Here is a 12,113-nt window from a genome sequence, read left to right on the forward strand (position 1 = left end):
GGACGAACAAAGCACAGTGAGCCGGGGACGTATCCAAGCCACACTGGGACGAATCTTCCCCAACTCCTCGTTTAGAATAGCTTGAAGCGGATGGTTAGGTACTTCTTCGGATTTTCGCGCACCGCCTTGATCAGCGTCCGCGTTTCCACCATCATCTGGTCGGCATTCGTGTAAAGCGACGGGTCTTTCAACAGCTTCCCGGCCGCACCCTCGCCAGCCTCCAGCGATGTCATGATGTTCGACAGCTTGGTGAGCGTGTTGTCCAATTTCGCCGCAAACTGCTCATCTTTCGCGAACTTACCCAGCGCGCCCTTCCCATTGTTGATGTCGGTCATCAAATTGTTGGCTTTGGAGATCGTCTGGTTCGCGTTGTCGTAAAGGCTGGGATCTTTCAGCAGCTTGCCGACCGTGCCATGTCCGGCTTGAATCTCGTCGATGATGTTATTCAGCTTGTCAACGGAAGCATTCGCCTTGTTATACAGTTCGTCACTGGCAACCAGCTTCCCGATGCTGCCCTGCCCCGATGACACCCGATTCACGATCCCTTGCACTTCATTCAGGGTCGAGTTCAACCGGCTATACAGTTCCTTGTCGTAAATGAGCTTTCCGATCGACCCCTCGCCGCTCTCGATGAACGTCACGATGCGGTCCAACCGGCGCACCAGCACATCCACGTTTTGCAGGCTAGTCTGCGTGGACTTCACCACATCCTGGATCCCCGGCGTCTCCTCGATCTTCAACTCTGCATTCTCTTGCAGGGTCTGTGCCGACTTCGCCCTCGTCCGGTCGATATTCACGAACGTCTCGCCCAGCACACCCGCCTGTGTCAGTGCTGCGGTCGAGTCCACCGGAATCTCCTGCGCCGCTTCTTTCGTGATCTTCATCCGCACCAGGACTGGCGTAATACCGTGCTTCACGATGCGAATATCCGACACGTTGCCCACCGGGACCCCTTGCAGGTTGACGGGCGCGCCCGAGCGCAATCCCTGCGCATCATCGAAATAGGCTCGAATCGTAACCTTGGACGTGAACAGTCCGCCGGATCCGGTCATCAGGAAGATCAGGATGGCCAGCACTGCGCCGGCCAGCACCACCGTGATCCCTACTCGTAATTGCGCCCACTTCACCTGGCTTTGACTAGGCATTGCCCCCCAAACGCTTGCAGGCCATAGCGACTCATTGACCGGATGGTAAGAACCGAATCATAGCAAAACACCTGGCTTCCGAACAGCGATCTCACGCCCTCGCCACCTTGCCGGCAGTCGCCAACCCAAGCACGTAAGCCGCCCCTCCGCACAGCAGCGTCACGCCGAGGCCGAACTGGATCGCGATCGTCATCGCCAGCACCGATCCCAGTACGCTCGACGCGGCATTCATCGCCCACGCCCACTCGATCAGGTTATCGTCATGCCGAGATTGCCCCAGCATCCTAAGCCCGCTCGGAAACGGCATTCCCATTGCGAATCCCAGGGGAATAATCAGCAGGGCCGCGATCGTTACCTTCACTCCCTGTGGCAACCCAATCAGTTCATGCAGGATCGGCGACAGCATGAAGTAATACAGCGCCAGGATCGCAATCACGATCCCAAACGCCATCTTCACCTTTCCCGGATCGGCGAAGATCCGCCGCGACATCATGCTCCCCGCCCCGCTCGACAGCAGCATCAGGAACACCACCACCGTCATCGCATAGATCGGATGTCCCAGGAACAGCACCAGTCGCTGGATCAGCGTAATTTCCACCGCGATGTATCCCAACCCGATCGCGACAAAATAGATCAGGGGCAACCACCTCGCCCCCGCTTTCGACCGCGGCGTAAACAGCAGCGGAATAATCAGGAACGCCAGCACCGCCAGTGCCGAAATCAGCACCAGCATCAGCAGCACCGCCACTCCCATGTTCACTTTCCAGTCGATCCCCTGTTCCGTCCCGGCGCCGAGAACTTGGCTGGGCTTCAGCGTGAAGAAGAAGAACGGCGCGTCGTCATACACCGGAGTCACATTGAACGAGTAATTCGCCGCAAACCTCTCCGGGCTGCCTATCTGTATCAGGTCGCGGAAAGCTTTCGCTTGCTCGATATTCGGCACCTTGTCGCCGTAAGGAAGATACAGTCCAAACAGCTTAGGCTGACTTGCCATGTGCTGTTCGACTCTCGCCTGCTCTTCCGGCGTGAACGGCGTCTTCTTCGCCAGCACCGTCACCGGACGTCCATCTTGGTTCAACTCGCCTTCCAGCACGATGATAAAGTGCTTCCGCAAGTCGCCCCCACCCAGCGCCTTCATCGCCTGGCTCACCACTCGCAGCGCCTCTCGCGGACGCGCGAACTCCCACCGCGTAATCGCGATGTACCCATCTGGCTTCAGGTGATCGAAGTACTCCCGGAACGCCTCCACCGTATACAGGTTGTTCTCGCTCAACGCGAACGCGCCCGCTGCCGTTGACGCCCACGTATCCACCAGCGTCATCTGGATGACGTCGAACTTCTGCTTCGAACTCCGAATCCACGACCTGCCGTCGCTCACATTGATATGCACGTTCGGACGCAGGTACAGCCCATACGACCAGTCCTTGTACTTATCGCGCATGATCGTGTCGGCGATGATCGGGTTGATCTCGATTCCGGTCACGCTCGGGCTTCCATTCGCCACCGCCCTGAGCACGTCCACTCCGCCACCCGGCCCGATGATCGCGTACTCGCCCTTCGGCCTCAGGACGTTCGTCACCGACGGAGCCGCCGACATCAGGTTCTTCTGATAAGCGCTCCCCTCCCATGGCTCCTTGGGGTCCTGCGCCATGATGTATGTAGACGCATCCGCGTCGATTACGATCACCTTCGCGCCACCCTGGTTATCTACTTCCACGCGCGAGATCGCGTTCCACTTCGCGAACTCCACCCAGGATTTGTCGCGGATCTTCCCCTTCGCATAAACGATATCGATGAGTCGGCCGTTGTAGTTAGCTGCAATTAGCGCAACGAAACCTGCAACTACCACCAGGGCAATCGTCCGTCGCTTCTTCGCCGTTGCCCATACCAGCGCACTCACCTCCATCACAAAGCCGGCGAATAGCACCGTATTCGGTCCACCCACCACGTTCAGCAGCGGCACGATCCCGATGCACGCAAATGCTCCTCCCACCAGGTCGGCCGCGTAGAGATGCGAAATGTGGAACGACTCGCGCGCGAACAGCACGGAAAAGAACAGACCGGTAAAAAAGAACGGCAGCGCCGAAACCAGGTAGATGATCGTCAACAGCAGGAAGTTCTCTCGCGTCAGGCTCAGCGATACCGGAACGTGCAGGTCCACTTCCAGCACCACCAGCATCAACGCCGCATTCAGCACACAGACGAAATACCCGATTCCCCCGGTGCTCCAGCGTGCAATCCTCTGCTTCCACACATACGCGAATACGCCGCCCGCTCCCAAACCCAGCAGCGCGATGGAAATGGCAAGGAATGCGAAGTGATAGAACAGCACCACTGAAAACAACCGCGTCAAGGAAAGTTCCAGCAGCAGGCTGGCGAAGCTCATTGCGAGCACGCCGATCATGTACCGCCGGTTTGAGATAGATGCCCCTTGTGCCTCGCCCATCTTGGGCGAAGCCACGGGACTCGCTATTTCCATCGGGATTAGTCCTCCAGGATCACGTATGCGATGGCGAGGTGTTCCGTATGAGACAGTGAAAGATGCGCTCTCTTCATCCCCAGTTTCTGCGCGAACTGGGCGGCGACGCCGTGGAAGGAAATCGTCGGGCGGCCGCCGGGCAACCGTGTCACCTCAACTTCTCGCCATGAGATGCCCATTCGCAGGCCCGTGCCGAGCGCCTTCAGCGCCGCTTCCTTCGCCGCAAACCTCGCCGCATATCGTTCCGTCTTGTTGTGCTTGGAATGGCAGTATTGAATTTCGGCGTCGGTAAACACCCGTTTTAGGAAACGGTCGCCAAATCGCTCGATAGCCGCCGCTACACGCTCGACCTCGGCTATATCAACGCCGGTGCCAACTATCATGACTCGGCTAAGGTAACACAGGGATAAGTGGAATGGCCGTGAAGCCGGGCCGAACGATTTCGAAACAAGTTAGCCCAGGACTTCGTCCTGGGCCACGCAAACACCACAAGTATGTCCCTTACGCGTGCGCAGCACGCGGGACTTCACACCGTAATCGCAATCCCCGCCCTCTTGTGCCCACGTAGCTTTGCCGCCCAGTTGAAGATGCGCTTCAGAAAATACTTCTGGTCCAGCAGTTTGTTACCCTTTGCGAACTCCGGATCTCCCGGTTCGAGCACCCGCGCAGTCCCTTCCACCCACGTGCCGAATACATTTCCGCGCACATCGCATGGTGCGACCCGTACTCGCGGATTGTTCCTCGCCCGCTTCACCTTCCACGCGTGTGCCATCGTGTACGTGTAAATGGTCCCTTCGGGCGAAATCTCGAACCATACTGGCGTCTTAATGCCTTCACCGTTTCTTTTGAACGTCTCCAGGTTCAGATACTTCTGCCCGCGAAACTGCGCCAGTTTCCCCTCGTCCATTAATCTTCTTCCTTCTTCGGCATCAGCCACCGGAATAGCATATTGATGAGCGCCAGAACAATCGCCCCCAGGAACGCCGGCCAGAATCCATAGATGGTGAAGCCCGGCACGAACGCTGCCGCCAGTTTCAGCACGATCGCGTTTACCACGAACCAGAATATCCCGAGCGTGAATACCGTCAGCGGAAACGTCACCACCTTCAGGAACAGGCCGATGGTCGCGTTGAACAGTCCGATCACCACCGCAGCCAGCAACGCCGGAAATATGCCGCTCACCTCGAATCCCGGCACGACGTACGTCACGATCAGCAACGCAATCGCACTCAAAATCCAGTTCACTAACATCCGCATAGCTTGCTCCCCTCAAAACAAAAAGGCCGCTCGTGGCGGCCCTTGTCGCTAGATCTTTTTACCCGTCATTTGGAATTCACCTTCAGGTTGATCGTCGCCGACGCGCGCGAGTCGAACGAGCTTAGCGTCTTCGTGTCGCTCTTGGCGCCCTGGAACTCAGCGTAAACCTGGTAATCGACGTTGGGAGACAGCGAGGTAAACCGGTAATTTCCGCTGTTGTCGGAGATGAAGCTCCGAATCGCCAGCGTCTTCGTGTTCTTCAGGTAAACCACGGCGCCCTTAATCGGCGACTCGCTCCCATTTACGACCTGACCTTGGAGCGAACGGGTGTTCTGTGCCATCGCTGGCAACGACACCACCAGCAGCAACATACACGCGGCACACAAAGCGATCAGTTTCCTGGTCACGGGCCCTCCTTGATTTCGGGTACTCGGTCCTACTCTGTTAGATGCAGGCCGATATCCACCCGCTCCTCATTTTCAATACTGACGGTAGTTTCAGGTTTTTTCCAGTCTTTTGCGCCTTTTGGGGGTTTTACGTCTGCCCAGACTACGTAATCCGCCTTACCTGCCGGGACCCTTTGGGCGAATTCGCCCCGATGGTCCGACATCAACTCCCATTTAGCCTTTTTCTGGTCGGCCCGGCGGATCTTCACCTTAACCCCGTACGCTGGTCGCCCATTTGCACCCCATACCGTGCCAAAGATAAGGGCGTACGGCGCAATCTTCTTCTTTTTTTCGGTCTGTTGTTGGCCTAGGGCTGGAAAAGTGGAAGCAAGAATCATCGCCAACAGCGATCCACACACGAGAGCCCGTAACTTCGCAGGCCGGCTTCTGCCGGCGCGAACGCCACTAGGGCCCGACCGCGATTGCTTTCGATCAGTAATCGCTGTCGTCCTCGTCTTCTTCTTCCTCGTCTTCGTCCTCTTCGTAGTCCTCTTCTACCTTGCTCAGTTCGAGTGGCTCCGTTGTTACCACTTCGAAGTCAGAGCCACATTCGGTGCAGGATACGATCTCACCCTCATCTACTTCATCTGCATCGATATCGATGTCGCTCTCGCATTCAGGACAGACAACCATGAAACCTTTCTCCTTTGGGTTTTTGCCACCCGCAATATTTTTAGTGATGTTGACGGCTGGGCGTCAAAGAAAATGTTTGTTCCAAAAGTAACTTTTTGCAAGGGCAAGCTGTTGAAGTTCGCTTGTGATGTACGGATCACTCCCGATGGTTGCCCATGCACCGGAACGCTCTTCCCTGCATCCAATGATGCGGAAAGTTTCTATTCGCTGCTTTTTCAAATAGCATAATCGGAGAACGGAGCAAAAAGTTGGCTTACCGAACATACGGCGGAGGCGGGAGCAGGTATTACGGCACAGGTGGTGCCCGTGGCGGCGGCGGTGGTGGAGGCATCACCCTGAATTTCCCGCCCTTCTACGGCGCGGTGAAGATGTTGATTCTCATCAACGTAGCCGTCTACTTCGGACTGCTCCTGATCGGCCTTGTAGCTCCGACGTTCGAAGCCGCAATAAGCGATATCGGCGCACTCGTTCCACGCATGGTTCTTCACGGAGCCGTGTGGCAGGTCGTCACTTACGCCTTCCTCCATGGTGGTTTGTGGCACATTCTCGGCAACATGCTTCAGCTATGGTTCTTCGGTTCCACCATTGAAGGCAGCTGGGGAAAGAAGCAGTTTTACGAGTTCTACTTCTTTTGTGTGATCGGCGCCGCGATCACCACCATCGTCGTCTCGTATACCGGTATGTTTGGCGTGATGCCGTCCACCCCAACGATCGGAGCCTCAGGCGGTGTCTTCGGCGTCCTCGTAGCTTTTGCCATTCTTTTTGGAGACCAGCAGGTCTACCTTTTCCCGTTCCCCGTTTCACTGAAGGCAAAGTATCTCGTCGCCATCCTCATTCTGATCAACCTCGCCGGGGCCCTCGGGGCTATGCGCGGAGCCCGTGGCGAACTCGTCGCCTACGCCGCTCACATCGGCGGCGCCCTCTTCGGCTGGATGTACTTGAAATTTCTGCCGCGCAAAGGACTTGGCTTCGCCACATCCGAGAGCTACTACGGATTGCGCAACTCTTATTACAAGTGGAAACGGCGTCGCGCCGCGAAGAAATTCGAAGTCTACATGCGCAAACACGACCGCGCCGACTACTTCGACCAGTACGGAAATTTCAAAGCCCCGGAAGAACCGAAGGACAAGGATAACGGCGAAAGCCGGGGTGGATGGGTCAACTAGCGAAACTCGATCTCGTGTAGCTCCTCGTACACCGTCTCCACGTCCGCCATTTCGCCCAGGCGGTGCCAGAATCGATGTACGTCAGGATCTTCCGCGGCCTCTCGCCGTGCATCATCCGAGTTCCAGTACCGGAAGTTCAGCAGTCTTCCCGGATCCCTGGCGTCGTGGAACAGCTTGTCGTGGCTGTATCCCTTCCGCTCCAGCATTGCGTAGAACTCCGTCAGGAGTGCGATAACGTCGGATTGCCGTTGATCAAACGGCCGAATCACGGCGATGGCGAAGATTCGATCTTGCATGCTATTCCTACCGCCTTACGTGTGGCGATCCACACCGAATTACACCGGTCTACGCACGACAGACATCAACTCAGGGTTTTTGCCGTACCGTTTTCACCTTCGCCGGTCTACGCTCTTCTGGTTCGGTGTTTCCGGAGATGTTATCAGTACCGACGGTGTGAAGTCGCATTAAATTCGTCGACCCCGTCGAGCCTAACGTACCCGAGATAACACCCATCACGTCGCCCATTTTTATCACTCCACGGGCCAGCAACTCTGCCTCGGCCCCGCGCACCATGTCTTCCGCCGTCGGCGCAATGTCGCACTGGATGGGTATTACTCCCCACAAAAGATTCAATGTGTTGGTGATCCGGTGTTCGTGGGCGAACGCGTACGTCGGACACTTCGGCCGGTACTTCGACACTAGGCGAGCCGTATTGCCCGTCTGTGTGAACACGGCGATTGCCTTCATATCCAGTTCCTGAGCTGCGTGCGCCACAGACTCGCAGATTGTCTCCGAGATCGACAACGGCTTTCGGTCGCTCCGCCGCCGTGTCGGGATCTCTTTCATGTGCGCCTCGGTTTCCACGATGATGCGCGCCATCATGCTCGCCGCTTCCACCGGATGCTTCCCGCTCGCCGTCTCTCCCGAAAGCATTACCGCGTCTGTGCCGTCGAAGATCGCGTTCGCCACGTCGCTCGCTTCCGCTCGCGTCGGACGCGGATTCTCAATCATCGACTCCAGCATCTGCGTCGCGGTAATCACCGGCTTTCGCCAATCCAAAGCGCGCTTGATCACATGCTTCTGGATGATGGGTACCTGCTCCGGCGGGACCTCCACGCCGAGGTCGCCTCGCGCGACCATTACGCCGTCGGTCACCTCGAAGATCGACTCTAAATTCTCGATTGCCTGTGGCTTTTCCAGCTTTGAGATGACGGGAACTTTTCCACCCAGCGAACGGATATAGCGCTTCGTGATCAGGACGTCCTCGGCCGTGCGCACGAACGACATCGCAATCAGGTCGATCCCGTGCTTCAGCCCGAACTCGATATCGGCTTTGTCCTTGTCGGTAATCGACGGCAGACTCACCGGCGTTCCCGGTAAATTGATGCCCTTGTGCTCACCAATGAGTCCGCCATTGATGACCTCGCACTCCACATCCTCGCCGTGAACCGAAATCACGCGGAGTTCGATCAGTCCGTCTGCCAGTAGAATCCGCGCTCCCGGCTCGACATCTTTGGCAATCGGGAACGTCGTCGAGAGCATCGATGCTGTACCGAGCACATTCTTGCCTGTAAGCGTCAGCCGCTCTCCGGCCTTCAGGGCAACTGGCGTGCGGTCACGCAACTTGCCGGTGCGCATCTTCGGGCCTTGCAGGTCCTGGAGCAGGCAGATGATACGGTCTTCCTGCTCGGCCACGCGGCGGACCAACTGAATCATGCGCGCGTGGTCTTCGTGCGTGCCGTGCGAGAAGTTCAGCCGCGCCACATCCATTCCGGCGCGCATAAGTTCGCGGATCGTGTGTTCCGTGTTACTCGAGGGGCCGAGCGTACACACCATCTTGGCGCGTCGCGAAGAGTATCCGGCAACGGATTGGAAACTAGTCGTGCTCATGAAGGAAATGCGATTGTAACGAACCAGCCCGTCCCGGGAAAACGCCGATTTCAGCGTGCCCGCTTCTTGCGCGGAGTTACAGGAATAATGGTGGTTTCACCGGTGGCAAAAGCACGTGGATAAAGGACGGCATTGAACTCCGCGCCGAGCAGTACGATCACCGAAATGATGTAAAGCCACACGAGCAGCACGATGGCCGCTGCCAGTGATCCGTAGAAGAGGCTGTACTGGGCGAAGTGGCGGACGTAGTAGCCGAAGCCGGCGGTGGCCGGGAACCACAAGCCTGTCGCCAGAACTGCTCCGGCGATCACGCTGTGCCATCGCTGCGTCCGCGGAACGGCGTGGTGGTAGATGAGAGCCATCACCGAAATTCCGGTAAGGATCGCGATGATCCATCGCAGGATGGTCCAGAGGAGGATGATGTAGGGCTCGACCATGTGGCCGAGTTCGTAGGCCATGCGGTCGGCGAACTGCTGCTCGATCTCGTTTCCGAAGGCGACGAGCATAGTGGCGAAGCTCAATGGGATTCCGGCCATCACCACCAGTCCGAAGGCGATGAAGCGTTCCTTGATCAATCCCCAGGTGTTCGGCAGTTTGTACGCCAGGCGGAAGTAGAGCATCCACGAGGTCATCACGCCGGACGCCGTCCAGAGAGTGATCAGGGAGGCGAGGATCATCACGCGGAATGGACGCGCCTGGGTGATGTCGAAGTACTGGCGGACGGCGAGTGCGATTCCGGGCGGAAGCAGGCGTCCGAGATCGCGGGCGAGTTCATCGGCGAACGCGCGCGTGCTGTCGTACATCACCATCAGCGAAGTGGCGAGCATGAGGGCGGGGAAGAAGGTGAGGATGGAAGAGAAAGCTGAGCCCTTGGCGTGTCCCAGAGCGTCGTTTTGGAACGCGCGCCACGCCGCGAGTTTGAGAATTCGGAGAAAGCGTCTCATTCTCTTCGGGGTAGCTTACAGAATTGCGGTGACGAGTGGCTAGTAGATAGTGTCAGCGCAACCCGGAGCGCAACAGGGTCTGCGCTGTCCAGCGAAGAGTAGCGAGCGCTTCCGCGTCGTCGAGACGGCAGACATCTTTCATGATAATGAGAGCTTCGACGCTGAGCGTGAGGGCGAGTGCCGCGCGAAGTCGCTGCAACTGACGCTTGGTCAATTTTTCTTTCAGCGGTTCCAGGACTTTGTCGAGCCAACGCACCCTGCGGCCCTGGCGAACTGGGAGGTGATCTTTTCCGTTGCGGTTGGCGAGCCAGACTCCAAGCGACGCCTGTAAGAGGCTGCGCATGGCGACTTCGTTATCGAGGGCGAAGCGGTTGAACTTGTCCTGGAGCTGAAGCATACGGGCCTCGACGTCATCGCCCGAGAGTTGCGCGACGAGTTCGTCGATCGGTTTCACGGCGGGATTGATTTCAGCGACTTCGAGCAGCATGGAGTCCTGAGTTGGGAAATAGCGGTATGCTGTGGCGCGCGAAACTTTGGCGTGCTCGGCGGCTTCGGCGACGGTGGGGGGAGTGCCACGACGGAGGAGTTCTTCGGCGGCGGCGATAAGGGCCGAGCGGGTCCGCTCTTTCTGGTTGGCGCGCGGGTCTTCTTGACGTGATACCGACATATCCTTATGATACTTAAGTCTCATTACGAGGCGCAAGTCTATTTACGGAGTTTCCCGCCATGCCAATGACACGCGAACAGATGGACCAGGTAGTGACCGAGCACTTCATGTACGAAGCCATGGACAATATCGAAGGTGTCCTCGGGAGCCTGGTTGCCGACGCGGAACACGAGATGGTTCCCTCGCCGATGGGCGGCGCCCTGCATAATGCCGACCAGATCCGCGCGTTCTACAACATGCTTTTTGCCGACATTAAGGGCGAAGATGTAACCCCCGTGCGCCGGTTATACGGCGACACCTTCATGGTCGACGAAGCGATCTGGCACGGCCGGGTGGAGAACGGGCGCTCGTTCGGCTGCGCCGGCAAGAGCGGCAAAGTCAGCTTCCGCATTCTGCACGTGTTCGAGTTCCGCGACGGCAAAATCAGCCGAGAAAATGTCTGGTGCGATATTGCAGCAATACAGCAGCAGTTAGGGGTCACGGCCTTAGCGGCTAGCAGCTAGGGGCTGGGGGCTAGCAGCTAGCGGTCAGGGGCTAGGGGCTAGCGGCTAGCGGCTAGAGATGAAGAACTCGGCTGTTAGCTGTTCGCTATTCGCCAATGGTAAAAGCTTCAGGCACACACAAAACCTCATCTGCTGGCTCGCTGTTCCCTCCATCCTTTGATAGCCGTGGTCCGCTGATGTTCACGGTCATATGCTGGTCTCCTTTTTCTGAGTTTCGGATTCGCAGAGTGGAGGGGTTTGCGGCTGGTTGGAGGGTGGGAATTGGCTGCGGATCTCGAGCAGAGTCTGGAGGAGATGTCCGGCGAGATTGGGTTGTTCGTCGTTCTCTTCTTCCTCTCTGTCATCACGAGCGGACTTCTGGCTCGTTGAGGGCTTGGCCTTAAGCTTCATTTCGGCTTGGGCGCGGGCTTCGGCTTCGAGCTTTTCTTCGTCGAGTGGGGAGCGGGCGTCGCGGCGCTGGATGACGGATGCGGCGACCTGATAACCGTAAAGCGCGAGCGAGCAGAGACGGGGATCAAGATTGCCGGAGAGCCCGGCCTCGATAGTCTGGTGAATGCCGAGGAGGATGGAGCGCGAATCCTCGAAGACGGGCACGCGGTAATCGGTATGCCCGGTGGGTAGCTCGGTCCGACGATGGTATCGCATATGGTAGTAGCAATAGTGCTGGTTGCGGGTGGCGACGGCGCCGCAACGCTTGCCGTCGGTCTTGATGTGCTCACAAATGGGAGCCTGCATATCTTGTCCTCCAAATAAAAATGCCCGGCGCTCGGCCAGGCTGGGTGTGGGGGCTAACGTCGTTGATAGAGGGGTACCCCCACCCCCCTCCGGATCTGAAAACAAACCACTTACACGACAGACTATGAAAACAAAGGACTTATAAGTCGCTGATTTTATAGCTACTTACAACATCAATTTGATAACAAAGGACTTAGCTGCGAGGCACAAGATTGTGTTCTCCGACAACGAAAGTCCTGAGACGGAAC

15 protein-coding genes are annotated in these 12,113 nt (G+C 57.5%); 2 read left to right on the forward strand and 13 right to left on the reverse strand.

Features of this window, described 5'->3' with window-relative positions; genetic code table 11:
• Window positions 1-71 precede the first annotated feature (71 nt).
• From VN577_09445 to VN577_09480, 8 genes are all read right to left on the reverse strand, one after another.
• A complete protein-coding gene (locus VN577_09445) occupies window positions 72-1,145 on the reverse strand; it encodes an MlaD family protein (protein ID HWR15042.1) in 1,074 nt (357 codons plus the stop codon).
• Between the two features lie 91 nt (window positions 1,146-1,236).
• The gene (locus VN577_09450; GenBank protein HWR15043.1) at window positions 1,237-3,624 is read right to left on the reverse strand and encodes a hypothetical protein; all 2,388 of its coding nucleotides are present in this window, start codon (window positions 3,622-3,624) and stop codon (window positions 1,237-1,239) included.
• 5 nt (window positions 3,625-3,629) lie between these two features.
• Window positions 3,630-4,007, reverse strand: a complete 378-nt coding sequence (locus tag VN577_09455; protein HWR15044.1) for a holo-[acyl-carrier-protein] synthase — start codon at window positions 4,005-4,007, stop codon at window positions 3,630-3,632.
• A gap of 143 nt (window positions 4,008-4,150) precedes the next feature.
• On the reverse strand, window positions 4,151-4,531 hold the full coding sequence (locus tag VN577_09460; GenBank protein ID HWR15045.1) for a PPOX class F420-dependent oxidoreductase: 381 nt from the start codon (window positions 4,529-4,531) through the stop codon (window positions 4,151-4,153).
• Window positions 4,531-4,881, reverse strand: a complete 351-nt coding sequence (locus VN577_09465) for a phage holin family protein (protein HWR15046.1) — start codon at window positions 4,879-4,881, stop codon at window positions 4,531-4,533. Before VN577_09465 ends, VN577_09460 begins: the two co-directional genes overlap by 1 nt.
• Before the next feature lie 65 nt (window positions 4,882-4,946).
• A complete protein-coding gene (locus VN577_09470; GenBank protein ID HWR15047.1) occupies window positions 4,947-5,288 on the reverse strand; it encodes a carboxypeptidase-like regulatory domain-containing protein in 342 nt (113 codons plus the stop codon).
• 29 nt (window positions 5,289-5,317) lie between these two features.
• Complete coding sequence (locus tag VN577_09475; protein ID HWR15048.1) at window positions 5,318-5,671, reverse strand: carboxypeptidase-like regulatory domain-containing protein; 354 nt, start codon at window positions 5,669-5,671, stop codon at window positions 5,318-5,320.
• Between the two features lie 88 nt (window positions 5,672-5,759).
• Entirely contained in the window at window positions 5,760-5,960 is a 201-nt protein-coding gene (locus tag VN577_09480; protein ID HWR15049.1) for a hypothetical protein, read from the reverse strand.
• Window positions 5,961-6,208: 248 nt separating this feature from the next.
• Between VN577_09480 and VN577_09485 the strand changes: the two genes are divergently transcribed.
• Window positions 6,209-7,126, forward strand: coding sequence for a rhomboid family intramembrane serine protease (locus tag VN577_09485; GenBank protein HWR15050.1), 918 nt, complete (start codon window positions 6,209-6,211; stop codon window positions 7,124-7,126).
• On the opposite strand, the gene VN577_09490 is transcribed toward VN577_09485, so the two are convergent.
• The 4 genes from VN577_09490 to VN577_09505 all read right to left on the reverse strand — a co-directional run bounded on the left by VN577_09490 (window position 7,123) and on the right by VN577_09505 (window position 10,627).
• Window positions 7,123-7,422: a hypothetical protein gene (locus tag VN577_09490; protein HWR15051.1), complete on the reverse strand. Its 300-nt coding sequence runs from the start codon at window positions 7,420-7,422 to the stop codon at window positions 7,123-7,125. The genes VN577_09485 and VN577_09490 overlap by 4 nt on opposite strands.
• 70 nt (window positions 7,423-7,492) lie before the next feature.
• Window positions 7,493-9,016 carry a pyruvate kinase gene (gene pyk, locus VN577_09495; GenBank protein ID HWR15052.1) on the reverse strand — a complete coding sequence of 508 codons (1,524 nt, stop codon included), beginning with the start codon at window positions 9,014-9,016 and terminating at the stop codon, window positions 7,493-7,495.
• 50 nt (window positions 9,017-9,066) lie between these two features.
• Window positions 9,067-9,960, reverse strand: a complete 894-nt coding sequence (locus VN577_09500) for a YihY/virulence factor BrkB family protein (GenBank protein ID HWR15053.1) — start codon at window positions 9,958-9,960, stop codon at window positions 9,067-9,069.
• A 52-nt stretch (window positions 9,961-10,012) separates the two neighbouring features.
• Complete coding sequence (locus VN577_09505) at window positions 10,013-10,627, reverse strand: helix-turn-helix domain-containing protein (protein ID HWR15054.1); 615 nt, start codon at window positions 10,625-10,627, stop codon at window positions 10,013-10,015.
• 59 nt (window positions 10,628-10,686) lie between these two features.
• Here VN577_09505 and VN577_09510 point away from each other — a divergent pair, with 59 nt between their 5' ends.
• Window positions 10,687-11,130, forward strand: coding sequence for an ester cyclase (locus VN577_09510; protein ID HWR15055.1), 444 nt, complete (start codon window positions 10,687-10,689; stop codon window positions 11,128-11,130).
• 186 nt (window positions 11,131-11,316) lie between these two features.
• Here the strand turns inward: VN577_09510 and VN577_09515 are convergent, their stop codons facing one another.
• Window positions 11,317-11,865 (reverse strand): hypothetical protein, encoded by a 549-nt coding sequence (locus VN577_09515; protein ID HWR15056.1) that lies wholly within the window; start codon window positions 11,863-11,865, stop codon window positions 11,317-11,319.
• Between the last annotated feature and the right edge of the window lie 248 nt (window positions 11,866-12,113).

This window comes from Terriglobales bacterium, assembly GCA_035561515.1.
Taxonomy (GTDB): domain Bacteria; phylum Acidobacteriota; class Terriglobia; order Terriglobales; family Acidobacteriaceae; genus DATMXP01.

What these genes read in the sequence shown, in the direction of transcription:
- VN577_09445 (HWR15042.1), bottom strand. Translation starts at nt 1,145, where the DNA reads ATGCCTAGTCAAAGCCAGGTGAAGTGGGCGCAATTACGAGTAGGGATC.
- VN577_09450 (HWR15043.1), bottom strand. Translation starts at nt 3,624, where the DNA reads ATGGAAATAGCGAGTCCCGTGGCTTCGCCCAAGATGGGCGAGGCACAA.
- VN577_09455 (HWR15044.1), bottom strand. Translation starts at nt 4,007, where the DNA reads ATGATAGTTGGCACCGGCGTTGATATAGCCGAGGTCGAGCGTGTAGCG.
- VN577_09460 (HWR15045.1), bottom strand. Translation starts at nt 4,531, where the DNA reads ATGGACGAGGGGAAACTGGCGCAGTTTCGCGGGCAGAAGTATCTGAAC.
- VN577_09465 (HWR15046.1), bottom strand. Translation starts at nt 4,881, where the DNA reads ATGCGGATGTTAGTGAACTGGATTTTGAGTGCGATTGCGTTGCTGATC.
- VN577_09480 (HWR15049.1), bottom strand. Translation starts at nt 5,960, where the DNA reads ATGGTTGTCTGTCCTGAATGCGAGAGCGACATCGATATCGATGCAGAT.
- VN577_09490 (HWR15051.1), bottom strand. Translation starts at nt 7,422, where the DNA reads ATGCAAGATCGAATCTTCGCCATCGCCGTGATTCGGCCGTTTGATCAA.
- pyk (HWR15052.1), bottom strand. Translation starts at nt 9,016, where the DNA reads ATGAGCACGACTAGTTTCCAATCCGTTGCCGGATACTCTTCGCGACGC.
- VN577_09500 (HWR15053.1), bottom strand. Translation starts at nt 9,960, where the DNA reads ATGAGACGCTTTCTCCGAATTCTCAAACTCGCGGCGTGGCGCGCGTTC.
- VN577_09505 (HWR15054.1), bottom strand. Translation starts at nt 10,627, where the DNA reads ATGTCGGTATCACGTCAAGAAGACCCGCGCGCCAACCAGAAAGAGCGG.
- VN577_09510 (HWR15055.1), top strand. Translation starts at nt 10,687, where the DNA reads ATGCCAATGACACGCGAACAGATGGACCAGGTAGTGACCGAGCACTTC.
- VN577_09515 (HWR15056.1), bottom strand. Translation starts at nt 11,865, where the DNA reads ATGCAGGCTCCCATTTGTGAGCACATCAAGACCGACGGCAAGCGTTGC.